The sequence below is a fragment of the Pseudomonas sp. xss_4 genome, assembly GCF_043104125.1.
In the GTDB taxonomy this organism is placed as follows: domain Bacteria; phylum Pseudomonadota; class Gammaproteobacteria; order Pseudomonadales; family Pseudomonadaceae; genus Aquipseudomonas; species Aquipseudomonas parafulva_B.
Genome location: NZ_JBICKJ010000057.1, coordinates 1 through 25,528 on the forward strand (window position 1 = coordinate 1; position 25,528 = coordinate 25,528).

The 25,528-nt window shown below is 60.5% G+C and carries 21 protein-coding genes; 10 read left to right on the top strand and 11 right to left on the bottom strand.

The features are described from left to right. Window positions 1-246: 246 nt before the first annotated feature. The 3 genes from ACF8GB_RS10590 to ACF8GB_RS10600 all read right to left on the bottom strand — a co-directional run bounded on the left by ACF8GB_RS10590 (window position 247) and on the right by ACF8GB_RS10600 (window position 4,551). A complete protein-coding gene (locus ACF8GB_RS10590; protein ID WP_023533038.1) occupies window positions 247-843 on the bottom strand; it encodes a DUF924 family protein in 597 nt (198 codons plus the stop codon). Window positions 844-846: 3 nt separating this feature from the next. Beyond that, the gene (locus tag ACF8GB_RS10595) at window positions 847-1,857 is read right to left on the bottom strand and encodes a class 1 fructose-bisphosphatase (RefSeq protein ID WP_023532920.1); all 1,011 of its coding nucleotides are present in this window, start codon (window positions 1,855-1,857) and stop codon (window positions 847-849) included. 243 nt (window positions 1,858-2,100) lie between these two features. After that, the gene (locus ACF8GB_RS10600; protein WP_058639622.1) at window positions 2,101-4,551 is read right to left on the bottom strand and encodes a glycogen/starch/alpha-glucan phosphorylase; all 2,451 of its coding nucleotides are present in this window, start codon (window positions 4,549-4,551) and stop codon (window positions 2,101-2,103) included. 185 nt (window positions 4,552-4,736) lie between these two features. On the opposite strand from ACF8GB_RS10600, the gene ACF8GB_RS10605 reads away from it, so the two are divergent. Further along, entirely contained in the window at window positions 4,737-5,141 is a 405-nt protein-coding gene (locus ACF8GB_RS10605; RefSeq protein WP_016712459.1) for a YkgJ family cysteine cluster protein, read from the top strand. 142 nt (window positions 5,142-5,283) lie between these two features. On the opposite strand, the gene typA is transcribed toward ACF8GB_RS10605, so the two are convergent. Together typA and thiI are read right to left on the bottom strand one after the other, a co-directional pair. Continuing rightward, window positions 5,284-7,104: a translational GTPase TypA gene (gene typA / locus ACF8GB_RS10610; protein ID WP_023532979.1), complete on the bottom strand. Its 1,821-nt coding sequence runs from the start codon at window positions 7,102-7,104 to the stop codon at window positions 5,284-5,286. A gap of 126 nt (window positions 7,105-7,230) precedes the next feature. Further along, complete coding sequence (gene thiI / locus ACF8GB_RS10615; RefSeq protein WP_392527005.1) at window positions 7,231-8,685, bottom strand: tRNA uracil 4-sulfurtransferase ThiI; 1,455 nt, start codon at window positions 8,683-8,685, stop codon at window positions 7,231-7,233. A 468-nt stretch (window positions 8,686-9,153) separates the two neighbouring features. Between thiI and glnA the strand changes: the two genes are divergently transcribed. From glnA to ntrC, 4 genes are all read left to right on the top strand, one after another. Further along, complete coding sequence (gene glnA, locus ACF8GB_RS10620; RefSeq protein ID WP_023532915.1) at window positions 9,154-10,560, top strand: type I glutamate--ammonia ligase; 1,407 nt, start codon at window positions 9,154-9,156, stop codon at window positions 10,558-10,560. 151 nt (window positions 10,561-10,711) lie between these two features. Next, window positions 10,712-11,254: a chorismate mutase gene (locus ACF8GB_RS10625; RefSeq protein ID WP_392527006.1), complete on the top strand. Its 543-nt coding sequence runs from the start codon at window positions 10,712-10,714 to the stop codon at window positions 11,252-11,254. 254 nt (window positions 11,255-11,508) lie between these two features. Next, the gene (glnL, locus tag ACF8GB_RS10630) at window positions 11,509-12,594 is read left to right on the top strand and encodes a nitrogen regulation protein NR(II) (RefSeq protein ID WP_058604257.1); all 1,086 of its coding nucleotides are present in this window, start codon (window positions 11,509-11,511) and stop codon (window positions 12,592-12,594) included. Continuing rightward, the gene (ntrC, locus tag ACF8GB_RS10635; protein ID WP_058639156.1) at window positions 12,591-14,027 is read left to right on the top strand and encodes a nitrogen regulation protein NR(I); all 1,437 of its coding nucleotides are present in this window, start codon (window positions 12,591-12,593) and stop codon (window positions 14,025-14,027) included. The genes glnL and ntrC overlap by 4 nt, the downstream gene beginning before the upstream one ends. Window positions 14,028-14,326: 299 nt before the next feature. Here the strand turns inward: ntrC and ACF8GB_RS10640 are convergent, their stop codons facing one another. Next, on the bottom strand, window positions 14,327-14,764 hold the full coding sequence (locus tag ACF8GB_RS10640; protein WP_058639157.1) for a hypothetical protein: 438 nt from the start codon (window positions 14,762-14,764) through the stop codon (window positions 14,327-14,329). Here ACF8GB_RS10640 and trmL point away from each other — a divergent pair. Then, window positions 14,763-15,224, top strand: a complete 462-nt coding sequence (gene trmL / locus ACF8GB_RS10645) for a tRNA (uridine(34)/cytosine(34)/5-carboxymethylaminomethyluridine(34)-2'-O)-methyltransferase TrmL (RefSeq protein ID WP_058604254.1) — start codon at window positions 14,763-14,765, stop codon at window positions 15,222-15,224. The two genes, ACF8GB_RS10640 and trmL, sit on opposite strands and share 2 nt — an antisense overlap. A gap of 103 nt (window positions 15,225-15,327) precedes the next feature. Here trmL and secB read toward each other — a convergent pair whose 3' ends face one another. The 3 genes from secB to ACF8GB_RS10660 are packed head-to-tail and all read right to left on the bottom strand — an operon-like array spanning window position 15,328 to window position 16,524. After that, window positions 15,328-15,813: a protein-export chaperone SecB gene (gene secB, locus ACF8GB_RS10650; protein ID WP_023532907.1), complete on the bottom strand. Its 486-nt coding sequence runs from the start codon at window positions 15,811-15,813 to the stop codon at window positions 15,328-15,330. 41 nt (window positions 15,814-15,854) lie between these two features. Beyond that, window positions 15,855-16,109: a glutaredoxin 3 gene (gene grxC / locus ACF8GB_RS10655; RefSeq protein ID WP_023532936.1), complete on the bottom strand. Its 255-nt coding sequence runs from the start codon at window positions 16,107-16,109 to the stop codon at window positions 15,855-15,857. Between the two features lies 1 nt (window position 16,110). Continuing rightward, complete coding sequence (locus ACF8GB_RS10660) at window positions 16,111-16,524, bottom strand: rhodanese-like domain-containing protein (protein ID WP_023532978.1); 414 nt, start codon at window positions 16,522-16,524, stop codon at window positions 16,111-16,113. Between the two features lie 207 nt (window positions 16,525-16,731). On the opposite strand from ACF8GB_RS10660, the gene gpmI reads away from it, so the two are divergent. From gpmI to ACF8GB_RS10680, 4 genes are all read left to right on the top strand, one after another. Then, a complete protein-coding gene (gene gpmI / locus ACF8GB_RS10665) occupies window positions 16,732-18,267 on the top strand; it encodes a 2,3-bisphosphoglycerate-independent phosphoglycerate mutase (protein WP_058604253.1) in 1,536 nt (511 codons plus the stop codon). Window positions 18,268-18,387: 120 nt separating this feature from the next. Further along, entirely contained in the window at window positions 18,388-19,689 is a 1,302-nt protein-coding gene (locus ACF8GB_RS10670; RefSeq protein WP_196186515.1) for a murein hydrolase activator EnvC, read from the top strand. A 76-nt stretch (window positions 19,690-19,765) separates the two neighbouring features. After that, window positions 19,766-21,082: a S41 family peptidase gene (locus ACF8GB_RS10675; RefSeq protein WP_058604251.1), complete on the top strand. Its 1,317-nt coding sequence runs from the start codon at window positions 19,766-19,768 to the stop codon at window positions 21,080-21,082. A gap of 7 nt (window positions 21,083-21,089) precedes the next feature. Then, entirely contained in the window at window positions 21,090-21,857 is a 768-nt protein-coding gene (locus ACF8GB_RS10680; RefSeq protein ID WP_100850627.1) for a divergent polysaccharide deacetylase family protein, read from the top strand. A gap of 124 nt (window positions 21,858-21,981) precedes the next feature. Here the strand turns inward: ACF8GB_RS10680 and ACF8GB_RS10685 are convergent, their stop codons facing one another. Both ACF8GB_RS10685 and ACF8GB_RS10690 read right to left on the bottom strand, forming a co-directional pair. After that, window positions 21,982-25,284 (bottom strand): dermonecrotic toxin domain-containing protein, encoded by a 3,303-nt coding sequence (locus tag ACF8GB_RS10685; protein ID WP_392527010.1) that lies wholly within the window; start codon window positions 25,282-25,284, stop codon window positions 21,982-21,984. Then, window positions 25,259-25,519: a hypothetical protein gene (locus ACF8GB_RS10690; RefSeq protein WP_193755008.1), complete on the bottom strand. Its 261-nt coding sequence runs from the start codon at window positions 25,517-25,519 to the stop codon at window positions 25,259-25,261. Before ACF8GB_RS10690 ends, ACF8GB_RS10685 begins: the two co-directional genes overlap by 26 nt. Between the last annotated feature and the right edge of the window lie 9 nt (window positions 25,520-25,528).

Sequence of the window (25,528 nt, forward strand, 5' to 3'; positions counted from 1 at the left end):
GACCGCGTGATGCCTGAATAGGCGAGGCCGCAGAACGTGGCGGGACCGGCTTTACCGGTATGCCAGACTGGCCGTAAAGCGGCCCCAGCTGCGAACCCGTCAATTCAGGCGCTACGTGGTTGGTTGGAGCGGCCTCGCCGGGGCGCCGGACCGGCCGCGATGGGCCGCACAGCGGCCCCAACGGTTTCAAGTCAATCGCATTAGCCCATGAAGGGCGGCCTCAGGCATTGGACGCACAACGCCGCTTCAGAACCTGGAACCGGGCTCGAGCAGAAAGTCCATTTCTTCACTGGTACTTGGCCTGTCCAACACCAGGTTGCGGTGCGGGAACCGGCCGAACCGCTCGATCACCCGCTGGTGCTGCTGGGCATAATCCAGAAAACCTTCGAACAACCGACGGTTGGCTTCAGGCTGCTCATCGAGCAGCACCTGGTAGCGCTCGACGGACATGTTCTGCCAGTCCAGCACTTCGGCATGTTCGAGCACCAGCAGCACGAATACCCGCTGGATCGGGAGCAACTGGTAATCCCAGTCCTTCTGCAACCCTTGCAGGGCAACCACTTGCGCACGCCGATCACCTTCGAACGCACGCGGCGTGTCGCGGTAGATCATGCGTGGCAACTGATCGAGCAGAAGCAGAAGCCCGAGCCAGCCCTGAGGGCTTTGCTGCCACTCGTCTAGCCCGCCAGCCAACGCCTGTTCTACAAGCTCACCGAACAGCGCCTGAGCCTCGGCGTCGTGATGCTTGCCGAACCATTGGGCGCTCTTCTCGTCAGCCACGGCCTGGGCACTGGTGCCCCAACCGAACCACCATTCCAGCAAAGGCTGCCAAGGTGCGAGCATGACTTACTCCTTGTGGTAGGCGGTGACGCGCTCGACCTCTTCCTTCGAGCCCAGGATCACCGACACGCGCTGGTGCAGGCTTTCTGGCTGAATGTCGAGGATGCGGTCGTAACCGTTGGTGGACGCGCCACCGGCCTGTTCGATGATGAACGACATCGGGTTGGCCTCATACATCAGGCGCAGCTTGCCCGGCTTGCTCGGCTCACGGGCATCGCGCGGGTACATGAACAGGCCGCCACGGGTCAGAATACGGTGTACGTCGGCCACCATCGAGGCGATCCAACGCATGTTGTAGTTCTTTTTCAGCGGGCCGGTCTCGCCTGCCAGCAACTCGCCCACGTAGCGCTGTACCGGGGCTTCCCAGTGACGCTGGTTGGACATGTTGATGGCGAATTCGGCGGTGGTTTCCGGAATACTGATGTTCTCGTGAGTCAGCACGAAGCTGCCCAATTCGCGATCCAGGGTGAAGCCCTTGACGCCGTTGCCCAGGGTCAGGATCAGCATGGTTTGCGGGCCATAGATGGCATAGCCGGCCGCCACCTGCTCGGTACCCGGCTGCAGGAAGGCATTTTCGTTCAGGGTTTCGTTCTGGCTCAGGTACTCGTTGGGGCAACGCAGTACCGAGAAGATGGTGCCGACCGACACGTTGACATCAATGTTGGAGGAGCCGTCCAGCGGGTCGAAGACCAGCAGGTAGGCACCTTTGGGGTAGCGACCCGGAATCTGGTAGGCATTGTCCATTTCTTCGGACGCCATGCCGGCCAGGTGACCGCCCCATTCGTTGGCTTCGAGCAGGATGTCGTTGGAGATCACGTCCAGCTTCTTCTGGACTTCGCCCTGGACGTTTTCGGTGCCCATGCTGCCCAGCACGCCGCCAAGGGCGCCCTTGGACACGTGGTGGCTGATTTCCTTGCACGCACGCGCCACCACTTCGATCAGGAAGCGCAGATCGGCAGGGGTATTGTTGCTGCGGGTCTGCTCAATCAGATAGCGACTAAGGGTAACGCGGGACATGTATGGCTCCAACAGGATTGGGGATGGAAAACCCACGCAGTTTACAGGGAGAGCGGCGGGCTAGCGAGCGATGAGACTCGCCACGGCTGTCAGACGACACAATGGATCGGGAGTTCAGCGCTCGCCAGGCCGATGGTCGGGCACCGGGCTGCCGGCCCCATCCCCGCGCCGGCCAGCCTGTGATCGCTACAGATGGCAACGCTGGACGAGCCAGAGAGCGGTGACCCCCTGGCCGTCCCTGTGTCAGTCCAGTGCCTTCCAGATCTCGGTCGCATACTCGCGGATGGTCCTGTCCGACGAGAACCAGCCCATGCGTGCCGTGTTCAGCACAGCCATGCGCCACCACTGCTGCGGCTGGTGCCACAGGTCTTCCACCCGTTGCTGAGCATCCCAATAGGCATCGAAGTCGGCGCAGACCATGAAGCGGTCGTAGCCAATCAGGCCATCGATCAGACCGGTGTAACGCGAAGGGTCGTCCGAGGAGAACACGCCACTGCGGATGGCCTGCAACACATCGTTCAAGCGCCCGGAGGCCGCGATGGCAGCAGAGGCACCAAAATCGCCAGCGCGCTTGCGCGCCTCGACTTGCTGCGCCGTCAACCCGAAGATGAACATGTTGTCGGGGCCGACCTGCTCGCTCATCTCCACGTTCGCGCCATCGAGGGTGCCGATGGTCAGGGCGCCATTGAGGCCGAACTTCATGTTGCTAGTACCCGAGGCCTCGTAACCGGCAGTGGATATCTGCTCGGAAAGGTCCGCGGCCGGGATAATGCTTTCGGCTAGGCTGACGTTGTAATTGGGCAGGAACACCACCTTGAGCAGGCCGCGCACGGTGGGATCGTTGTTGACCACGCGCGCGATGTCGTTGGTCAGCTTGATGATGAGCTTGGCCTGATGGTAGCTGGCCGCCGCTTTGCCCGCGAAGATCTTGACCCGCGGTACCCAGTGCGTACCCGGGTCGTGGCGAATGGCCTGGTACAACGCGACGGTGTGCAGCAGGTTGAGCAATTGCCGCTTGTACTCGTGGATGCGCTTGACCTGCACGTCGAACATCGCCTCCGGGTTCACCGTAACGCCCACCCGGTCCTGGATGATGCTCGCCAATGCACGCTTGCTGTGCAGCCGCTGCGCCGCGAACTGCTTGCAGAAACTGGCTTTGTCGGCGAACGGAGCCAGCCCGGTCAACAGCCGCTCAGGATCGTCCAGAAGTTCCGGGCCCAATGCCTCCACCAGCATGCGGGTCAGCTGGGGGTTGGACTGGTAGAGCCAGCGGCGGAAGGTGATGCCGTTGGTCTTGTTGTTGATTCGCTGCGGGTACAGCTTGTGCAACTCGGAAAAGACCGTGCTTTTCATCAATTGGCTGTGCAGGGCCGACACGCCATTGACGCTGTGCGAGCCCAGGAAGGCCAGGTTGCCCATGCGCACCCGCCGGCCGTTGTCTTCTTCGATCAAGGACACGGCACGCAGCACGTCGAAGTCGTGCATGCCTTTGGCCCGCAACGAGTCGATGTGGTAGGCGTTGATCAGGTAGATGATCTGCATGTGCCTTGGCAGCATGCGTTCCATCAATGCCACCGGCCAGGTTTCCAGGGCCTCGGGCAGCAAGGTGTGGTTGGTGTAGGCCAAGGTGCCCACGGTCAGTTCCCAGGCGGTATCCCAGGGGATTTGATGTTCATCGACCAGCAACCGCATCAGCTCGGCCACGGCGATGGAGGGGTGGGTATCGTTGAGCTGAATGGCCGCCGCATCGGGCAGGTTGAGCAAGTTGTCGTGCATGTTCAGGTGCCGGCGCAGCAGGTCTTGCAGCGATGCCGACACGAAGAAGTATTCCTGCCGCAGGCGCAGCTCTTGGCCAGCCTCGGTACTGTCGGCCGGGTACAGCACGCGGGAGATGCTTTCGGCGCGCGCTACCTCGGCAACGGCGCCCAGGTGGTCACCTGCGTTGAAGCGCTCCAGGTGCAGCTCTTCCAGCGCCCGTGCACGCCACAGGCGCAAGGTATTGACGCTGGAGCCTCGCCAGCCGACCACCGGCGTGTCATACGCCACCGCCCGGACGGTTTCGCTGGGTGACCACACCTGGCGCTGGTTGCCATGCGTGTCGCTGACCGTTTCGACGCTGCCACCAAAACTGATGGGGTAGATGACTTCGGCCCGCTCGAATTCCCATGGGTTACCGAAATCCAGCCAGTTTTCCGTCTGTTCCTGCTGCCAGCCGTCCACCATCGCCTGCCGGAACAGGCCGTGCTCGTAGCGGATGCCGTAGCCATGCGCAGCAATGCCCAGCGTCGACATGCTTTCCATGAAGCATGCCGCCAGCCGGCCCAGGCCGCCGTTGCCCAACGCCGCGTCGGGCTCGAGCAGGCGAATGCGCTCCAGGTCCACATCCAGGCCGTCCAGCGCTTCGCGCGCGATGTCCAGCAGGCCCAGGTTGCTCAGGCTGTCATACAGCAGGCGACCGATCAGGAACTCCAAGGAGAGGTAGTACACCCGCTTCTGGCTGCGTCGGTAGGATTGCCGGGTATGGTCCATCCAGTGATCGACCATATGGTCGCGCGCGGCCAGGGCGATGGCTTCGAACCAGTCATGGTCGAAAGCATGCTCCGGGTCCTTGCCGACGGCATAGGTGAGTTTATCCAGCACTGCGGCGCGAAAATCCGCGACTTCAGCGTCACGCGCTTTGGGTTCCTGGGACATGCGTCATCCTCGGGGCAAGTGGACAAGAGCAGAAAGCAAATGTTGAGCCTAGACGCTTCGACCGGCCGCAATCACCAGTGTTCGAGTATTTGCGCGGCAGCGTGCAACCGGTCATAAAATTGTTCATAAATTGAACAATTCCGGTATCATCGCGCGCCCTACACCGTGATCCACCTCATAAAACGATGAAAACGACCCTGATCGCCGCTGCCGAAGTCGACCGCCTGGAGACTTGGCAGCGCTATGCCAGCCACATGTGCGGCGGCTGCCACTCAACTTGCTGCACCTTGCCGGTGGAGGTCAAGATCAAGGACCTGATCCGCATCGGCGTGGTGGATGAATTCGAAAAAGACGAGCCGCCCAAAAACGTGGCCAAGCGCTTGCAGAAAGAAGGCATCATCGAGCGCTTCAACCAGAAGTCGGGCATCTTCACCCTGACGCGCATGAGCAACGACGATTGCATGTATCTGGATCGTAAGAGCCGGCTGTGCACCATTTATGACAAGCGCCCCGACACCTGCCGCAACCATCCGAAGGTCGGACCACGGCCGGGGTATTGTGCTTACAAGCCGAAGGTGGTTGGGCGCTGAGTCGCAATAGGGCTCGATAACCTTTCGTATTTTTACTGACTGCTGGAGCCTCGCTGGCCACCGACAGGGCAACGAGTCGCCAGACAAACAAAAACGCCCCCGGCCTTTCGACCGGGGGCGTTTTCATTGAGCCTGAGCTAACTCAGTTCTTGGCTTTCTTGGCAGCGCGGGTACGCTCGCCTTCGTCCAGGATCTTCTTACGCAGACGGATCGACTTAGGCGTGACTTCGCACAGCTCGTCGTCCTGGATGAATTCCAGGGCCTGTTCCAGCGTGTGGCGAACTGGCGGAACCAGGGCGATGACTTCGTCCTTGCCCGAAGCACGCATGTTGTCGAGCTTCTTGCCTTTGGTCGGGTTCACGCCCAGGTCGTTGTCGCGGCTGTTCAGGCCGATGATCTGACCACCGTAGATTTCCTGACCGTGCTCGACGAACAGCTTGCCGCGCGCCTGCAGGGTTTCCAGGGAGTAGGTCAGGGCCTTGCCGGTCTCGACCGATACCAGGACACCGTTCAGACGGCCGGACATCTGGCCCGACTTCATGGTGTCGTAGCGATCGAAGATCGAGGTCAGGATGCCTGCACCGTTGGTCAGGGTCAGGAACTGGTTACGGAAACCGATCAGGCCACGGGCCGGGATGTTGTACTCAAGGCGCACACGGCCTTTGCCATCCGGAACCATGTTGGTCAGGTCGCCCTTACGCAGGCCCATCTCTTCCATGACCTTGCCCTGGGATTCTTCAGGGATGTCGATGGTGACGTTTTCGAACGGCTCTTGCTTGACGCCGTCGACTTCACGAATGATCACTTCCGGACGGCCCACAGCCATCTCGAAGCCTTCGCGACGCATGGTTTCGATCAGTACCGACAGGTGCAGCTCGCCACGGCCCGATACCTTGAACTTGTCAGGGGAATCGGTTTCCTGAACGCGCAGGGCCACGTTGTACAGCAGTTCCTTGTCCAGACGGTCCTTGATGTTCCGGCTGGTGACGAACTTGCCTTCCTTGCCGCAGAACGGCGAATCGTTGACCTGGAAGGTCATGGATACGGTTGGCTCGTCAACGGTCAGTGGCTTCATCGCCTCGACCGCGGTTGGGTCACACAGGGTGTCGGAGATGAACAGCTCGTCGAAACCGCTGATGCAGACGATGTCGCCAGCCTGGGCTTCTTCAACGTCGACGCGGTGCAGACCGTGGTGGCCCATCAGCTTCAGGATACGACCGTTACGCTTCTTGCCGTTGGTGTCGATGGCGACAACCGGGGTGTTGGGCTTGACGCGACCACGGGCGATGCGGCCAACGCCGATCACGCCGAGGAAGCTGTTATAGTCCAGTGCCGAGATTTGCATCTGGAACGGGCCGTCACGGTCAACCGAAGGCGCAGGTACGTTGTCGATGATCGACTGATACAGCGGGGTCATGTCTTCGGCCATATCGGTGTGGTCCAGGCCGGCGATGCCGTTCAGGGCCGAGGCGTAGACGACTTTGAAGTCCAGCTGCTCATCGGTGGCGCCCAGGTTGTCGAACAGATCGAAGATCTGGTCCAGAACCCAGTCAGGACGCGCGCCCGGACGGTCGACCTTGTTGATGACCACGATTGGCTTGAGGCCAGCTTCGAACGCCTTCTTGGTCACGAAGCGGGTCTGTGGCATCGGGCCGTCTTGAGCATCGACCAGCAGCAGCACGGAGTCGACCATCGACATCACACGCTCAACCTCGCCACCGAAGTCGGCGTGGCCGGGGGTGTCGACGATGTTGATGTGGTAGCCGTTCCAGTTGATGGCGGTGTTCTTCGCCAGAATGGTAATGCCGCGCTCTTTTTCCTGGTCGTTGGAGTCCATCACGCGCTCGTCGTTGAGCTCGTTACGCTCGAGCGTGCCCGACTGGCGCAGGAGTTTGTCGACCAGGGTGGTTTTACCATGGTCAACGTGGGCGATGATGGCGATGTTACGCAGATTTTCGATCACAACTGTATCTCGATCAGAGGATTCGGTTGCCGCCAGTGTAGGCGGCGAATAAGTATGTTTGAGGCTCAGCGGGCCCGTAGGTCGGGAGGGCGATGGCGGATGCTGCCGCCATACAGCCCTGGCGTCTTATGCCGGACGATAAACACGCACATTGGCATGTCCCTCACTGAGCAGGTGGTGTGCGTGCAGACGGCTCATCACACCTTTGTCGCAATACAGCAAGTACTGGCGCGTGGGGTCCAGGTGCTTGAACTTGCTGTTGATGGCATAGAACGGAAGCGCCTGGACTTCGATACCGTCGATCGCCAGAGGCTCGTCCTCCTGGGTGTCGGGGTGGCGGATATCGATGACGATCTGGCCCGGCAATGCCTCGGCCACTTCTTCGATCTCGATGTCCTTGCCCAGCTCATCGATCACATGGTCGATGGAGATGAACTTGGCGCGCTCGATGGCGCGCTCGAGCACCTGCATCTCGAACTGCTTTTCTTCGTGCTCCATGCGGTGACGCTTGGCATGGGTGGTCGGGTTCACCGAAATCACGCCGCAGTACTCGGGCATGTGCTTGGCGAAATCGGCGGTCCCGATGGCGTTGGCCTGGTCGATGATGTCCTGCTTGTGGGTCGCCAGCAGAGGGCGCAGCACCAGCTTGTCGGTGGCCGAGTCGATGATCGACAGGTTCGGCAGGGTCTGGCTGGACACCTGGGATATCGCTTCGCCGGTCACCAGCGCATCGATCTCGAGGCGCTCGGCCATGCGCGTCGCAGCGCGCAGCATCATGCGCTTGAGAGTGACGCCCATGTAGCTGTTGTCGACCTTGTTGAGGATCTCGCCGACCACTTCCTCGAAGGGCACGCTGATGAACAGTACGCGCTGGCTGCTGCCGTACTTCTTCCAAAGGAAATGTGCCACTTCCATCACGCCCAGTTCGTGGGCACGTCCGCCGAGGTTGAAGAAGCAGAAGTGCGTCATCAGGCCGCGACGCATCATCTGGTAGGCGGCCACGGTAGAGTCGAAGCCGCCGGACATCAGGACCAAGGTCTGCTCCAGGGCGCCAAGCGGGTAACCGCCGATCCCCTGGTGCTGGTTGTGGATCACGAACAGGCGCTGGTTGCGAATTTCGATGCGTACCAGCACATCCGGGTTCTTCAACGTGATACCGGCCGCACCGCACTGCTGGCGCAACTGGCTGCCAACGTAGCGATCAACGTCCATCGACGTGAAGTCGTGGTGCCCACCGCGCTTGCAACGCACCGCAAAGTGCTTGCCAGCCAGCAGGTGACCGAAGTGCTGCTTGCACTTGGCGACGATGTCGTCGAAGTCACCCAGGGGGTACTCCTCGACCTGCAGGAAGTGGGTGATACCCGGTGTACAGGTCAGGCGCTCGACGATCTCGCGCTGAACCTTGTCGTCCTCGATGCGGGTGATCACTTCGAGGTTGTCCCAGACACCATCGACCACGAGCTCAGGATCCAGATCCTTGAGCACGTTGCGGATGTTCTTGGCGAGCTGACGGATGAAGCGCTTGCGCACCGGCCGGCTCTTGATGGTGATCTCTGGGAAGACTTTGACGATAAGTTTCATTGGTTTACAGCGCGCGCAGGGCCTGCCGAAAATGAGGGGCGCGAATTATATCGGAAATTGCTCAGGATTTGACCAACTTTTGAGCAGAAGCTTGCAGAAAAATGCAGGAGACCACCTTCAGACACCGCGCTTTGGGGCTTGAGGAGGTATCTGCATGGTAGGGGTAGACGGCGCATAGCATCTGGTTGAACCCATACCTGGAACATGGCCAGCTCACAGCCATCCAACCCGACGCACCCTATTGGTGCGAAACTCAAAAAAATCGCATCGTAAGGGTGCACTTTTTCATCTGCAGCCCCAGCCAGATGCCCGTAAACGCCTCCTTCTGTCCAGACCTCGCCATTTTCGAGCACTGGCATGCAATTTGCTCCCTTGTGAGGCAGGTAAGCTTGGCCGACTATCCGCGCCCGGCAACACCCTTTTTCCAGGGCGGCGGCCAACCGTGCCCTAGACCATCCGGAGGACAACATGTCGAAGTCGGTTCAGCTCATCAAAGATCATGACGTCAAGTGGATTGATCTGCGTTTCACGGACACCAAAGGTACTCAGCACCACGTGACCATGCCGGCGCGTGATGCGTTGGACGAAGACTTCTTCGAAGTCGGCAAGATGTTCGACGGCTCCTCCATCGCTGGCTGGAAAGGCATCGAAGCCTCCGACATGATCCTGATGCCGGTGGACGAAACTGCCGTTCTGGACCCGTTCACCGAAGAGCCGACGCTGATCATCACCTGTGACATCGTCGACCCGTCGAGCATGCAGGGCTACGACCGTGACCCACGTGCGATCGCCAAGCGCGCAGAGGAATACCTCAAGAGCACTGGCATCGGTGACACAGTGTTCGCCGGCCCAGAGCCTGAATTCTTCATCTTCGACGAAGTGAAGTTCCAGTCGGACATCTCCGGCTCGATGTTCAAGATCTTCTCCGAGCAAGGCTCGTGGATGACCGGTGCCGATATCGAAGGCGGTAACAAAGGCCACCGTCCAGGCGTCAAAGGTGGCTACTTCCCCGTGCCACCCTTCGACCACGACCACGAAATCCGTACTGCCATGTGCAACGCACTGGAAGAAATGGGCCAACTGGTCGAAGTGCACCACCACGAAGTGGCCACTGCCGGCCAGAACGAAATCGGCGTCAAGTTCAACACCCTGGTGAAGAAGGCCGACGAAGTTCAGGCCCTCAAGTATGTCGTGCACAATGTTGCCGACGCCTACGGCCGCACCGCGACCTTCATGCCAAAGCCGCTGTACGGCGACAACGGCTCGGGCATGCACGTGCACATGTCGATCTGGAAAGACGGCAAGAACACCTTCGCAGGTGAAGGCTATGCCGGCCTGTCCGACACCGCCCTGTACTTCATCGGCGGCATCATCAAGCACGGTAAGGCCCTGAACGGCTTCACCAACCCGTCGACCAACTCGTACAAGCGTCTGGTCCCAGGTTTCGAAGCACCGGTAATGCTGGCCTACTCGGCGCGCAACCGTTCGGCTTCGATCCGTATTCCCTATGTTGGCAGCCCGAAAGCCCGCCGTATCGAAGCGCGCTTCCCGGACCCATCGGCCAACCCATACCTGGCCTTCGCGGCCTTGCTGATGGCTGGCCTGGACGGCATCCAGAACAAGATTCACCCAGGCGATGCAGCCGACAAAAACCTGTATGACCTGCCGCCTGAAGAAGCCAAGGACATCCCGCAGGTGTGCGGCAGCTTGAAAGAAGCGCTGGAAGAGTTGGACAAAGGTCGTGCGTTCCTGACCAAGGGCGGCGTCTTCTCCGACGACTTCATCGACGCGTTCATCGAGCTCAAGAGCGAAGAAGAAATCAAGGTCCGCACCTTCGTTCACCCGCTTGAATACGAGCTGTACTACAGCTGCTGATCTGATCGGCGCCTGGCGCCGATGACTCGATCGAAACGGCCTCCCTTGGGAGGCCGTTTGCGTTTTGGACTTCAAGCATTTCGGAAGTTGCCTACCTCGATCCGTTGCCCTTCCCTCTCAAAATCAAGCCTCCATCCTAAGGAGGCACCCCATGCGCAATCGACTGCTTTGCCTGCTCACCGCGTTCAGCTTGAGCGGCTGCAGCGCCGCTTCACCGCGGCACCCTGCTCTTGAGCCGTTGCTAGATACCATTGAGCAGCGCCTGGCCATTGCACAGGCCGTTGCCCTGCACAAATGGGACAAAGAGCAACCCGTGCAAGCCACTGACCGCGAGCAAGCAGTCTTGGCGCGCGTGCAGGTGGCCGCGCCCGGGCTGGGCCTGGCCCCGCACGATGCCGAAGCCTTTTTTGCCGACCAGATAGAAGCCAACAAGCTTGTGCAGTACACCCTGCTTCACCAATGGCGCCTGGCAGGGCGGGCGCCGGACAACCTTCGGGCGGACCTGCAGACCGTCATTCGCCCGAAGCTGGACAGGCTAGAAGGTCAGTTGCTTGAACAGCTCGCGGCATTCAGGCGTCAGGACGGTCAGGCCTGCGCACGAAGCGTGGCCACCGCTATTGCGAGCCGGCCAAGTGCACCGCTGATGAAGCAGGGCATGATCAGGGCAACTGGCCAGCTTTGCGATCCGTCTTAAACACCCTATGCTCCAAAATGGTGCAGCTATTCCATGGCCGCACCACGATTCAAGCCATAATGAGGCACCTGAAACGTTAATGCAGTGTCTTCTGGTGCGAATCTGGGCGAAAACTCACAGGATCCTGTCGAATCTGCCTCTTTTCGGCGCCTTGGTTTGTTTCTTGCATTTCCAGACCAACAGCCACCACTGGATGTGTCGCGCGTCGCGCGCCTCCTTTGCCAGCAAGCACCGAAAGAGGTCGACGCCGCACCATGACCATCAGCGATGCACAACACCGTCTGCTTCTGGACAACCTGACCACAGCCACGCTGCTGCTCAATGCCGAGCTGCGGCTGGAGTACATGAACCCGGCCGCCGAAATGCTGCTAGCCGTCAGTGGCCAGCGCAGCCACGGGCAGTTCATCAGCGAACTGTTCACCGAGTCCACCGAAGCGTTGAGTTCGCTGCGCCAGGCCGTGGAGCAGGCGCACCCCTTCACCAAGCGTGAAGCCCAGTTGACCTCGCTGACGGGGCAGACCATCACGGTGGACTATGCCGTCACACCAATCCTGCACCTGGGCCAGACCTTGCTGTTGCTGGAGGTCCACCCGCGCGATCGCCTGCTGCGCATCACCAAGGAAGAAGCCCAGCTGAGCAAGCAGGAGACCACCAAGATGCTGGTGCGCGGCCTGGCCCATGAGATCAAGAACCCGTTGGGCGGTATTCGCGGTGCAGCACAATTGCTGGCGCGTCAGTTGCCCGAAGAAAGCTTGCGCGATTACACCAACGTGATCATCGAGGAAGCTGACCGCCTGCGAAACCTGGTCGATCGCATGTTGGGCTCGAACAAGCTGCCGTCGCTGGCCATGACCAATATCCACGAGGTGCTGGAGCGGGTATGCAGCTTGGTGGAGGCCGAAAGCCAGGGCTGCATCACCCTGGTGCGCGACTATGACCCCAGCCTTCCGGACGTGCTGATCGACCGCGAACAGATGATCCAGGCGGTGCTCAACATCGTGCGCAACGCCATGCAGGCCATCAGCTCGCAAAATGAGCTGCGCCTGGGCCGCATCACCTTGCGCAGCCGGGCACTGCGCCAGTTCACCATCGGTCATGTACGCCATCGCCTGGTGGCACGCGTCGAGATCATCGACAACGGCCCTGGCATCCCTGCCGAGCTGCAGGACACCCTCTTCTACCCCATGGTCAGTGGTCGCCCGGACGGTACCGGCCTGGGCCTGGCCATTACCCAAAACATCATCAGCCAGCACCAGGGGCTGATCGAGTGTGAAAGCCACGCAGGCCACACCGCCTTCTCAATCTATCTGCCCCTGGAACAAGGAGCCACCGCCTCATGAGCCGAAGTGAAACCGTATGGATCGTCGACGATGATCGCTCCATTCGCTGGGTCCTTGAAAAAGCCCTGCAACAGGAAGGGATGACCACCCAGAGCTTCGACAGCGCCGAGGGCGTCATGGGCCGCCTGGCCCGTCAGCAGCCAGACGTGATCATTTCCGACATCCGCATGCCTGGCTCCAGTGGCCTGGAGTTGTTGGCGCAGATACGCGACCAGCACCCTCGCCTGCCGGTCATCATCATGACCGCACACTCGGACCTGGACAGTGCCGTGGCGTCGTATCAAGGCGGCGCTTTCGAGTATTTGCCCAAACCTTTCGATGTGGATGAAGCGGTTGCCCTGGTCAAGCGTGCCAACCAGCACGCTCAGGAGCAGCAAGGGTTGGAGGTGCCGCAAAACCTGGCGCGCACGCCTGAAATCATCGGTGAAGCACCGGCAATGCAGGAGGTGTTCCGTGCCATCGGGCGCCTGAGCCATTCCAACATCACCGTACTGATCAATGGCGAGTCCGGTACGGGCAAGGAGCTGGTCGCCCACGCACTGCATCGGCACAGCCCGCGTGCAGCCGCACCTTTCATCGCCTTGAACATGGCGGCGATCCCCAAGGACCTGATGGAGTCGGAGCTGTTTGGCCATGAAAAAGGCGCTTTCACTGGCGCGGCCAACCTGCGTCGAGGACGCTTCGAGCAAGCGGACGGCGGCACACTGTTTCTCGATGAAATCGGCGACATGCCGGCCGATACCCAGACGCGCCTGCTGCGCGTGCTGGCCGACGGCGAGTTCTATCGCGTCGGCGGCCACATTCCGGTCAAGGTCGATGTGCGCATCATTGCAGCGACCCACCAGAACCTGGAGGCGCTGGTGCAGGCCGGCAAGTTCCGCGAAGACCTGTTCCATCGCCTGAACGTCATTCGCATTCATATCCCTCGGTTGGCAGATCGCCGTGAAGACATTCCCGCCCTTGCTCGCCATTTCCTGGCCAGGGCGGCCCAGGAGCTGTCGGTAGAACCCAAGGTACTCAAGCCCGAAACCGAGGAATTCATCCGCAACCTGCCATGGCCGGGCAACGTGCGACAGATGGAAAACACCTGCCGCTGGATCACGGTAATGGCTTCGAGCCGAGAGGTACTGATCGGCGATTTGCCACCTGAGTTATTGAACCTGCCGCAGGATGCCACGCCGGTTACCAACTGGGAGCAAGCGCTGCGCCAGTGGGCGGACCAGGCACTGGCGCGCGGGCAGACCAGCTTGCTCGACAGCGCCGTACCGAGTTTCGAACGCATCATGATCGAGACGGCCCTCAAGCACACCGCAGGGCGGCGCCGAGATGCGGCATTGTTGCTGGGATGGGGTCGCAACACCTTGACGCGCAAGATCAAGGAGCTGGGCATGAACGTCGCCGGTGGTGATGAGGAAGAGGGTGAAGACCACTAGGCGTCGACTGCTGCAGAACACCAGAGAAGGGCCGCTTAGCGGCCCTTTTCAGTTTGAGGGTTAGGTGCGCCGTTGCTGTGCCACACGCACCGCCTGAAGGCACAAATGGCCGCGCATACTGGCCGTTTTCCCCCTTTTACCCCGCATTAACAGGGTTCAAAAGTTGGCACGGCACCTGCAATAAGACAAATAACTCCAGTTTCGGGGCCCTGGTACAGGCAGGCCAGGTGACCCCTCTTTTATTCGCTCACGCACACGTTTCGGGGACCTTGGTACAGGCAGGCCGGGAATCCCCTCTTTTATTCGTGCAGGTCCACCTGCACACGCCAGCGTCCAGATACTTCTTCACTGGACCAGTGACCCTGCAGCGTACGCGCAGCCACCACCGTCAACAGCAGGCCCTCCTGACTGTCCTGCACTCGCCAGCTGACCGGCTTGCCACGCACGGTCAGCTGCCCTCGCTGAGGGCGGCCCTTGGCCTGAAACAGCAACGCCACGGTGCCTTCCACAATCTCGCCATGCAGCTTGGGTTCTGCGTTGAACCACAACACCAACCCGTCTTGCGCCACGCTCACCTGCTGCAACTCACGCTCGACGGGCGCGGTCAGGCGGCCAATCATCAAGCCGATCATCACACCCACAATCGCCAATGAAAGCATCACCCGAGGGAAGGCTTTCGATCGCACGTCCAGTTCAGGGGTAGAATGCTCGCCATCTTCATGCTTGGAGCCGTGCATGTTTCACGTCATCCTTTTTCAACCCGAAATTCCACCCAATACGGGCAACATCATTCGCCTGTGCGCCAACAGCGGGTGCGCGCTGCACCTGATCGAACCCATCAGCTTCGAACTGGACGACAAGCGCTTGCGCCGCGCAGGCCTCGATTACCACGAGTATGCCACGCTCAAGCGCCACCCGAGCCTGGCGCACTGCCTCGAAAGCCTGGGCCAGCCACGGCTCTTCGCCTTCACGACCAAAGGTTCGCACCCTTTCCATGAAGTGGCCTACCAGCCAGGCGATGCGTTTCTGTTCGGCCCCGAAAGCCGCGGCCTGCCGACCGAAGTGCTGGACAGCCTGCCTGCCGAACAACGGCTGCGACTGCCCATGCGCCCCGGCTGCCGGAGCCTGAACCTGTCCAACACAGTGGCGGTGACGGTCTATGAAGCCTGGCGCCAGAATGGGTTTGCCGGCAGCTGACAAAGCGCTACGCAGCAGCGCAATAGCCCACGGGGGCCTGCTAGAGGCTTTATACCAGGCAAACAAAAAGCGCCACTAAGGGCGCTTTTCGTGATGCGGGCGATCACTGCACGGTGGGTGCTTCGCCGGCTTCCTGCATGCGCTGCATTTCTTGCGCATACAGCGCATCGAAGTTGACCGGCGACAGCATCAGGGCCGGGAACGAGCCACGGGTCACCAGGCTGTCCAGGGTTTCGCGGGCATACGGGAACAGGATGTTCGGGCAGAACGCACCCAAGGTGTGGCTCATCGACTCGGCATCCAGGTTCTTGATCAGGAAGATACCCGCCTGCTGCACTTCGGCGATGAAGGCGACTTCGTCACCGTTCTTGACCGTCACCGACAGGGTCAGCACCACTTCGTGGAAGTCGCCTTCCAGGGCCTTTTGCTTGGTGTTCAGGTCAAGCCCAACGCTCGGCTCCCAGGTCTGACGGAAGATCTGCGGGCTTTTCGGGGCTTCGAACGACAAGTCACGCACGTAGATGCGCTGCATCGAGAACTGAGGGCTGTTGTCTTCTGCAGCAGCGCCGGTGGTCTGTTGGTCAGTCATGGCAGATCCTTATCCTAATGTTTGGGAATGCAGTGCAAAAATCAGTCGGCAAGCAGTGCGTCGAGCTTACCGGCGCGCTCCAGGGCATGCAGTTCATCGCAGCCACCGACGTGGGTGCTGCCGATCCAGATTTGCGGCACGGAGGTGCGACCGGCCTTCTGGGTCATTTCAGCGCGAACCTGCGGCTTGCCATCGACCTTGATTTCCTCGAATGCCACACCCTTGCTTTCGAGCAGGTACTTGGCACGCATGCAGTAGGGGCAGTAGTCGCTGGAATAGACGATGACAGGTTTCATATCACTTCACCAAAGGCAGGTTGTCGGCTTTCCAGCTGGAAACGCCACCGCTGAGCTTGGCAGCGTTGTAACCAGCCTTGAGCAGGTCGCGGCACACGGTGCCGGCATGCTGACCCATCGCGTCCACCACGATCAGGGTCTTGTCCTTGTGCTTTTCAAGCTCGGTCATGCGGGTGGCCAGCTTGTCCTGGGGGATGCTGAGCGCACCGACGATGTGACCGGCAGCATATTCCTTGGCCGGGCGAATATCGATTACCAGGCCTTTGTCGGCGTTGACCAGGGCGGTGAGTTGCCCATTGCTCAGGCTTTGCCCGCCACGGCGGATTTCGTTGACCAGCAATGCCGCCAGCAGAACGACGAAGATCGCCACCAGGAGGTAGTGGTTTGTCGCGAATTGAATCAGGTTAGCAACCATCTGGGGTGTTCCACGCGATTGAAAATGCCGGCCAGTATACACACCAGCCCGGTGCCACCAAAGCCTGACCGGGCCGCGAAGCAAGTGCCGTTACACAATGCCGTGAGGGTGCGCCGGTCGGGCTTGAGGACGATTATTCGCCCACACCGGCGCATTTGCCCTAAAATGCGTGTCTTTATCATCTTTGAACAACCGTGAGTTTGATTGATGACGAGCACGCCCAAACCCCTGGTCCTGATCATCCTGGACGGCTTCGGTTACAGCGAAAGCCCTGAGTACAACGCCATCCACGCCGCCAACACGCCGGTGTACGACCGCTTGCAGGCTACCCAGCCGCACGGCCTGATTTCCGGTTCGGGCATGGATGTCGGCCTGCCGGATGGCCAGATGGGCAACTCCGAGGTCGGCCACATGAACCTGGGCGCCGGGCGCGTTGTTTACCAGGACTTCACCCGCGTCACCAAGGCCATCCGTGACGGCGAGTTCTTCACCAACCCGGTGCTCACCGGTGCGGTCGATGCGGCGGCGGGCGCTGGCAAGGCCGTGCACATTCTCGGCCTGCTGTCCGACGGTGGCGTTCACAGCCACCAGGACCACCTCGTTGCCATGGCTGAGCTGGCTGCGCAGCGTGGGGCCGAAAAAATCTACCTGCACGCCTTCCTCGATGGCCGCGACACCCCGCCGCGCAGCGCCCAGTCCTCCATCGAACTGCTCGATGCCACGTTCGCCCGGTTGGGCAAAGGCCGCATCGCCAGTCTCATCGGCCGCTATTTTGCCATGGACCGCGACAACCGCTGGGACCGGGTGAGCGCCGCTTACAACCTGATCGTAGACAGTGACGCGCAATACACCGCCGACACTGCCCTGGCCGGTCTCGAAGCAGCCTACGCCCGCGATGAGAGTGATGAGTTCGTCAAGGCCACGCGCATCGGCGAGCCCGTCAAGGTCGAAGACGGCGATGCAGTGATTTTCATGAACTTCCGCGCCGACCGCGCCCGCGAGCTGTCGCGCGTGTTCGTCGAGCCGGACTTCAACGAATTCCCGCGCGCGCGTCTGCCGAAAGTGGCGGCGTTCATCGGCCTGACCCAGTATTCGGCCAAGATCCCGGCGCCGGCCGCCTTCGCGCCGGCCAGCCTGCACAACGTGCTGGGCGAATACCTGGCGAACAATGGCAAGACCCAGCTGCGCATCGCCGAGACCGAAAAGTACGCACATGTCACCTTCTTCTTCTCGGGCGGGCGCGAAGAACCATTCGAAGGCGAAGAGCGCATCCTCATTCCATCGCCCAAGGTCGCTACTTATGACCTGCAGCCGGAAATGAGCGCGCCCGAAGTCACCGACCGCATCGTCGAAGCCATCGAGCAGCAGCGTCATGACGTGATCGTGGTGAACTACGCGAACGGCGACATGGTTGGCCATACCGGTGTGTTCGATGCCGCAGTCAAGGCCGTCGAGGCCCTGGATGGCTGCATGGGCCGCATCGTCGCGGCGCTGGACAAGGTCGGTGGCGAAGCACTGATCACGGCTGACCATGGCAACGTCGAGCAAATGGAAGACGAATCCACCGGCCAGGCGCACACCGCACACACCACCGAGCCGGTGCCGTTCATCTATGTAGGCAAGCGCAACCTCAAGGTCCGCGAAGGCGGAGTGCTGGCAGACGTGGCACCGACCATGCTCAAGCTGCTGGGGCTGGAGAAGCCTGCCGAGATGACAGGCACGTCCATCCTGATCGACGCCTGACAGTCATGCCACACGCCACAAGAAGCACGGGCCAGTTCGCGGCCCTTTCCTGTGGCGTGTAGCGTGCAGCCTGCCGCTCATTCATACTAGGCCAGTCTCCATCCCCGGTATGCCAAACCCATGCTTCGCGCCCTGATCCTTCTCGCCTTGTCTTGCCTGCTCACCCCGGCGTTCGCCGACGAGCGCGCACAGACCCAGCAGCAACTGGACGCCACCCGCCAGGACATCGCCGAGCTCAAGAAAACCTTGGGCAAGCTCCAGGAAGAAAAGGCCGGCGTGCAGAAAGACCTGAAGGCCACCGAAACCGACATCGGCAACCTGGAGAAGCAGGTGGAGGCCCTGCAGCAGCAACTAAAAAAGACCGAGGGCGAGCTGGAGCGCCTTGATACCGAGAAAAAAAAACTCCAGAGCGCCCGCGTTGAACAACAGCGGCTGATTGCCATCCAGGCCCGTTCGGCCTATCAGAACGGCCGTGAGGAATACCTCAAGCTGCTGCTCAACCAGCAGAACCCCGAAAAATTCGCGCGAACGCTCACCTACTACGATTACCTCAGCAAGGCGCGCCTGGAGCAACTGCGCGCCTTCAATGACACCCTGCGCCAATTGGCCGGTGTCGAACGTGACATCGGCAGCCAGCAAGCGCAGTTGCTGGCCCAGCGCGCCGACCTCGACACCCGCCGCCAGGCATTGGAAGTCGAACGGGGTAAGCGCCGCGAGGTGCTGGCCAAGCTCAACGGCGATGTGAAGGACCGCGACCAGAAGCTGCGCGCCCGCGAGCAGGACCAGGCCGATCTTTCCAAGGTACTCAAGACCATCGAGGAAACCCTGGCCCGCCAGGCGCGTGAAGCCGAGCAGGCACGCCAACGCGCACTGCTGGCTCAGCAGGAGGCGGAAAAACGCCGCCAGCAAGAGGCACTCGCCGCCGCAGCCCGTGACAAGGCGCCCGAGCCAGCCGAGCCACCGCGCAAGGCCCGTGCGACCCTCGGGCCCATGGTTTCGAGCGACGGTGCCAGTTATGGCGGCGCATTTTCTGCTTCCCGTGGAAAACTTCCATGGCCCGTCAATGGTCGATTGCTGGCACGCTTCGGGGATGCCCGTGGCGGTGATTCACGCGCCAAGTGGGACGGGGTGATGATCAGTGCCAACCCCGGTACTCAGGTGCGGGCTGTCCATGGAGGCCGTGTGGTGTTCGCCGACTGGTTGCGTGGCGCCGGTCTTCTGGTCATTCTCGACCACGGCAATGGTTACCTGAGCCTGTATGGCCACAACCAGAGCCTGCTCAAGAGCGCCGGTGACGTCGTCAAGGCGGGCGAAGCCATTTCGACAGTCGGCGATAGCGGTGGCCAGGAGGCTGCCGGTCTGTATTTCGCCATCCGCCAGCAGGGCCGGCCTTCCGACCCCTCCCAGTGGTGCCGCGGCTAGTCAAACTTATGTGGCGCAGCGTGTGCTGTGCCCATGCTCCGAAGGGAGCGTCTACAGGATCAGGAGTTCGTTCGACATGCTGCACTCGCCCCGTCTTACCCAGCTGGCCCTGTCCATCGCCCTGGCGGTCGGCGCACCCCTGGCCATTGCTGCAGAGCCTGCCAAGGCGGCTGCCGTGCCCGTCACCGAGGTCACTGCCAAAGCGCCGCTGCCGCTTGAAGAGCTGCGCACCTTCGCCGAGGTCATGGACCGTATCAAGGCAGCTTACGTCGAGCCTGTCGATGACAAGACCCTGCTGGAAAACGCCATCAAAGGCATGCTCAGCAACCTCGATCCTCACTCGGCCTACCTGGGCCCTGAAGACTTTCAAGAGCTTCAGGAAAGTACCAGCGGTGAGTTTGGCGGCCTGGGCATCGAAGTCGGCCAGGAAGACGGTTTCATCAAGGTGGTCTCGCCCATTGATGACACCCCAGCGTCCAAGGCCGGCGTGCAGGCGGGCGACTTGATCGTGAAGATCAACGGCGCACCGACCCGCGGCCAGACCATGACCGAGGCCGTGGACAAGATGCGCGGCAAAGTGGGCGACAAGATCACCCTGACGTTGGTGCGCGATGGGGGTACGCCGTTCGATGTGACCCTTGCTCGTGCAGTCATTCAGGTTAAAAGCGTCAAGAGCCAACTGCTCGAGAACGATTACGGCTATATCCGCATCACCCAGTTCCAGGTCAAGACCGGCGACGAAGTGGGCAAGGCCTTGGCCAAGCTGCGCAAGGACAACGGCAAGAAGCTGCGTGGCGTGATCCTGGACCTGCGCAACAACCCGGGGGGCGTGTTGCAGTCGGCGGTGGAAGTGGCTGACCACTTCTTGACCAAGGGCCTGATCGTGTACACCAAAGGGCGGATCGCCAATTCCGAGCTGCGCTTCTCGGCTGACCCTGCCGATGCCAGCGAAGGTGTGCCACTGGTGGTGCTGATCAACGGCGGCAGCGCCTCGGCCTCGGAAATCGTCGCGGGCGCCTTGCAAGACCAGAAGCGCGGCGTGCTGATGGGCACCGACAGTTTTGGCAAGGGCTCGGTCCAGACCGTGCTGCCCCTGGCCAACGACCGTGCCCTGAAGCTGACCACTGCCCTGTACTTCACCCCCAACGGTCGCTCCATCCAGGCCCAGGGTATCGTGCCGGACATCGAGGTCCGCCAGGCCAAGCTTACGGCCGAAGCGGACAACGACAACTTCAAGGAAGCCGACCTGCAGGGGCACCTGGGCAACGGCAATGGGGGCGCCGACCGTCCCACCGGCAGCAGCAAGCGCAAGGAGCGGCCGCAGGACAACGACTTCCAGCTGAGCCAGGCCCTGAGCCTGCTCAAGGGCCTGAACATCACCAAAGGCAGCTGAGCCAACCATGCGTTATTTGCTGTATCTGCTGATCGGGCTGATGGCGGGCGTGGCGCACGCGGCGCCCACCAGCCAGGCCTACATGAGCATCATCATCGATGACCTGGGCCAAAGCCCCGAGCGCGACAGTCGAACCCTGGCGCTGCCGGGGCCGGTGACCATGGCCATCATGCCTGACACCCCGCATGCCACCGATTTCGCCCGCCAGGCGCATAAGGCGGGTAAAACCGTCATCCTGCACATGCCCATGGACCCGGCCACCGGGCCCTATGCCTGGCACCCCGGCGTGCCGCAAGACGAGCTTGCCAGGCGTCTTGATGCGGCCCTGGCCAAGGTGCCTTATGCCGCTGGCGTGAACAACCACATGGGCAGCCGCATGACGGCACAACGCGACGCCATGACCTGGTTGATGGGTGAGCTACAGCGCCGCGACCTGTTCTTCGTCGACAGCCGCACCAGCGCTGCGACCGTGGCCGCGGCACAAGCCCAGGCACAGGGCACGGCGAATGTCTCCAGGGATGTATTTCTGGATGACGAGCGCACGCCTGAGGCAATTACACGCCAACTGCACCAAGGCATCGCCCTGGCGCGCAAACAGGGCTCGGCAGTGCTGATTGGCCACCCGTATCCACAGACCCTCGAAGTGCTGGAGCGCGAGCTGCCAAACCTCACGCGACAGGGTGTGAAGCTGATCAACCTGCAGCAGATGATTGCCGAACGAAGCAACCTGGCCATGCCCGCCCATGGCAAGCAAGGCCGCTACAGCAACCGTTGAGCGGGCATCGCGCAGGGTGCCCGCGAAGTAGGTTGCCCACGTGCCCTCATGCCAGTGCAGGTACGTCGGTGAGTCTAGACCCTGCCACCTGGCAGCGAGCAGAGCACAGGCTACAGCAGCATCGTTACCCGAATGGAATGATGCCCTCCACATCGCCCTTACGTAGCTGGCCACGGTAGATGGAGAGCACTTGCTGTTTCTTTGCGGCCCGCAACACAGCTTGATGCCCAAGCCTGCGCTGCTCCCACAATTTCAGATGCCCACGAGAAAAGTCCTGATCTGCCGTGTCCACGGCAGGATAATGAAAGTGAGCCTCCCAGATAGGCCTGCCTGATACCCGTTTGATCTCGTAGGTATCCAAATAGTCATTTGTTCCCAACGGCACTCTGCGATCTGCTCGGCTAACGGTAATCTCACCCAGTTCGTAAAGGAATTTGAGCGCGTTCATGGCAGGGGTTTTACAGGTCAAATAATAGGTCTTGAGCAGCTTCTGACGATGGTCGTCAAGCTCAGTGATTGCATGCTCGATTCGCCCTCTCAACGCACTTTCAGCATCAGTTCGAGGCAACAACGCCAGGTTGGCTTTGAGGTCTTTGACGTGTTCGTCGACAATCGTGGCCAATCCCAATGGCTCATTCTTGGCGAAGAATTTCCTTGCCATCGCAACCGTGGCATCAACGTTATTGATCAGCTTTTGCGCTTGTCGACGCAACTCGCTTACCTTGATGGCAGAGCTTGGCGGCTGTTCAGCAGTGCCTGGCGGTTCGACCTCTTGCCACTGGCTATCCTGCCGGCGGAAGGTTCTCAACACCTTCGCATGACTGTCCACTTGCTGCAGTACAGGGAGACCTGCGTCGTCGACGGTCTCGACACCGACTACGTTACGTCCCTGCTTGGTTCTGACCATTCGACGCACACCGCCGCGTGGAGCATAGACGGGCGTGCGTGGTGCAAAGGCCTCGGTCTGCTCGACCTCACGAATTTTGGCCTGCATTTCCTCGCTGGCCAACAGCTTCAACCGGCGTAGCTCGTCGAGGTACTGTTGGAGCTTGTCGAGTCGGATAGCTTCAGGCTGGGAGCTGGCTAGATATTGCGCCTTGCCAATGGTCTCCTCGTACGCATCAATCACGTCATTGAGCACAGCGACTCGCTCTTCGACAGACAAGCTGCTGCCAGCCAAGTCACCGTGGGCGCTGCCCGCACTCTTGAGTGCCTTTCCAACCAGCATTTCGTTGTACTCGTTGATCTGCTCTTCGGAGGCACCCCGAAGACGATCAATTGACAATTCGCCGAGGTCTTCAAGCAGTCGAAACTCAAGATCAACGGCGTTCAATTGGCGCTGTTGAATAATTCTGGTCAGTTCAAGATGCTTGTTTTCGATCTTGCCATCAGCATCCTGGAACACAATGTCATTGTCAGCTCGGGTGCTCTCAAGTAGAGGATCAAGTTTTGCGGCCAAGGCCAGCATATCTTTGGCCCACTGCGTCACGCGCTCGAGCGAGGCAGTCAATCGCTTGTAGCGTTGCTGCTCCTCCTCAGTGGTAGGCAGGACTGCGATTTCATCAAGCTGTGCATCTATGGACTCTTCATTGATCATGACCGCCAGCAAGTTGTAATACGTCTCGCAGGAAGCCAACAGGCCACGACGGATGATACTGCGTTGATAAGCTACCGTGGTCGAGACGAGCTGACTGGAAGGTCTTACCGATCCGCCCGACATGAGCAGAGCGTCGTGCTCGCTGTCGTGTTTGATGAGCGCGTCCAGGTCTTTGCACACATACTGGCGCTGCCCCCTCCTGACTTGGCGCAATAGGCTGATCATTTCCAGTTGCTGTGCATCAGGCGTTTCTATTCGCTCAAGTTCCTCAAGTTTTTCGGTGGTCTTCTCCACTTCAGAATCATGTCGGTCATAGGTCGCGGCCAATGCTTGGCGCGCAAGCGTCAAACGCCCATCCTCTTCACGCATGCTCTCTTCGCGGCGCATGTTCTCTTCGCGGACGAGCTGAAGACGACTCTTGGGCATCCCACCTAGCAAGCGTTGGCCCGAGTCGATACGCCACGCCCTGCCCACACGCCTCAACCACGGGCCAGGCCTGCCCTGCGCATCAACGATCCGCACGCCGTCGGCATTGACCGATACGGCAAAAGTGCCCATCAGCATTTTTGCGTAGCGCTGCCCACTGACCGTGTAAAGACCTGCAGCCTCCCCGTTGGACGCGGGCGAATGCTGTTCCAGATCGATGTGCACGCGAAAACCCAATACCACGCTGCGCATTTCGGCCGGCAAGACATTGAACCCTTCCCCACCAGAGAAAGAGAAATCCATGATCGCCTGAGGCTTGGTGACCGGCCCGGGAAGATAAACTTTGCCTGGTCTCGGCACATCGGCCTCGGCCAGCACTGGGAGCGTCGATCCGGGGGCTAACGTCAAAGGGCCTAGGGCATCGGGTAGTTCCACCGGTTTGGCGGCGGTTTTTGGTTTGAACACGTGCCCTAGCGCCATCACCAGGTTGAGCACGATATCCACAACGGCAGCCGAACGCTCGAACGCCGTACCTTCACGAATGGCTTTTTCGTCGGCAGCTGCGGCGTTGAGCGCTTGGACCATCCAGGCTACAGCGCCGGCGGGGCCACTCACCAACATGGACGCCACATCGAACAGCAACCAGGCACCTTGAGTGAGAATCGCCCACTGGCTTTCTGCGTTGGCGACCGAGCTGCGTTCGGCCAGATCGACCAGCAAATCGCGGTTGGCTCTGTACAACTGAAGGTCGACATCATTTAGCCAGGGTTTGGCCCAGAACTGAGCAGGCGCAACACGCCCGGGCAAGATCGAGGTATCGATAATCGAGTGCCCCAGTTGGGGCTCGCTGAACCCGCCGTGGTCGTAAACCGGGCGAGCTTCAGGTGTTAGCCAGTCAAGAATGCTGGCCTGCAGCTCAACGTTGTTGCGCACCTCATCCATCAAGGCGTCTGTGCTTGTGAACTCCAGCACGGCCCTACTACCGTAAAGGGGCCTGTACAGCACAACTGTTCCAGGCGTCTGATTGACCAGAACATACATGCCATGTACCTGATCGTATTGCTCACTGTCCGGTGCACGTCGCAATGCGAACGGCATCAGTGTGCTGGCCGGTTGCATTGCGTCCACCCTGCCGCCGCAATAATCGGAAATAGCCTGAAGACCGATTTCGCTTAACTGTCCCCTCAATTTTGCCTGCAAGGCGCTGTGCAGTAATGCGCTTCGCCATTCTCCTGCGAAGCGTTTGACCCGCTCAGGCTGACGCTGCGCGTCGTCGAGATGGGTGACCACATATGCCGGGTAAGTGGCGCCGATATCCAATCGCCAGACAAGCTGCTTGGGGTAGTCGACCGTCAACCAATCCATGATCAGCTGATCTTCACGGTGGCTGATGGCGGTGCGCAAAAGGGTCTCCTCCAAGCTCATGCCGATGCCATACCATCCCTTGCTCGTCCACAAGGGCGGGATACTCCTGCTGTAGGGCCTGCGCAAATTCATCCAGCGTGTCGAACGTCCACACCACGCCGGACGGCTTGCACCACAGCACTGCCTCACCCTCGTCCCACTGTCCCTGTACGATGAGATCTGGCAGGAAACGGCTAACGCTGCTGTTCTGATAGGGACGTACCATCTCCACCATGAACACAGT

Bases quoted from the DNA above. Each gene is read 5' to 3' on its own strand.
- ACF8GB_RS10590 (WP_023533038.1), bottom strand. From the start codon at position 843: ATGCTCGCACCTTGGCAGCCTTTGCTGGAATGGTGGTTCGGTTGGGGC.
- ACF8GB_RS10595 (WP_023532920.1), bottom strand. From the start codon at position 1,857: ATGTCCCGCGTTACCCTTAGTCGCTATCTGATTGAGCAGACCCGCAGC.
- ACF8GB_RS10600 (WP_058639622.1), bottom strand. From the start codon at position 4,551: ATGTCCCAGGAACCCAAAGCGCGTGACGCTGAAGTCGCGGATTTTCGC.
- ACF8GB_RS10605 (WP_016712459.1), top strand. From the start codon at position 4,737: ATGAAAACGACCCTGATCGCCGCTGCCGAAGTCGACCGCCTGGAGACT.
- thiI (WP_392527005.1), bottom strand. From the start codon at position 8,685: ATGAAACTTATCGTCAAAGTCTTCCCAGAGATCACCATCAAGAGCCGG.
- glnA (WP_023532915.1), top strand. From the start codon at position 9,154: ATGTCGAAGTCGGTTCAGCTCATCAAAGATCATGACGTCAAGTGGATT.
- ACF8GB_RS10625 (WP_392527006.1), top strand. From the start codon at position 10,712: ATGCGCAATCGACTGCTTTGCCTGCTCACCGCGTTCAGCTTGAGCGGC.
- glnL (WP_058604257.1), top strand. From the start codon at position 11,509: ATGACCATCAGCGATGCACAACACCGTCTGCTTCTGGACAACCTGACC.
- ntrC (WP_058639156.1), top strand. From the start codon at position 12,591: ATGAGCCGAAGTGAAACCGTATGGATCGTCGACGATGATCGCTCCATT.
- trmL (WP_058604254.1), top strand. From the start codon at position 14,763: ATGTTTCACGTCATCCTTTTTCAACCCGAAATTCCACCCAATACGGGC.
- ACF8GB_RS10640 (WP_058639157.1), bottom strand. From the start codon at position 14,764: ATGCACGGCTCCAAGCATGAAGATGGCGAGCATTCTACCCCTGAACTG.
- secB (WP_023532907.1), bottom strand. From the start codon at position 15,813: ATGACTGACCAACAGACCACCGGCGCTGCTGCAGAAGACAACAGCCCT.
- grxC (WP_023532936.1), bottom strand. From the start codon at position 16,109: ATGAAACCTGTCATCGTCTATTCCAGCGACTACTGCCCCTACTGCATG.
- ACF8GB_RS10660 (WP_023532978.1), bottom strand. From the start codon at position 16,524: ATGGTTGCTAACCTGATTCAATTCGCGACAAACCACTACCTCCTGGTG.
- gpmI (WP_058604253.1), top strand. From the start codon at position 16,732: ATGACGAGCACGCCCAAACCCCTGGTCCTGATCATCCTGGACGGCTTC.
- ACF8GB_RS10670 (WP_196186515.1), top strand. From the start codon at position 18,388: ATGCTTCGCGCCCTGATCCTTCTCGCCTTGTCTTGCCTGCTCACCCCG.
- ACF8GB_RS10675 (WP_058604251.1), top strand. From the start codon at position 19,766: ATGCTGCACTCGCCCCGTCTTACCCAGCTGGCCCTGTCCATCGCCCTG.
- ACF8GB_RS10680 (WP_100850627.1), top strand. From the start codon at position 21,090: ATGCGTTATTTGCTGTATCTGCTGATCGGGCTGATGGCGGGCGTGGCG.
- ACF8GB_RS10690 (WP_193755008.1), bottom strand. From the start codon at position 25,519: ATGGTGGAGATGGTACGTCCCTATCAGAACAGCAGCGTTAGCCGTTTC.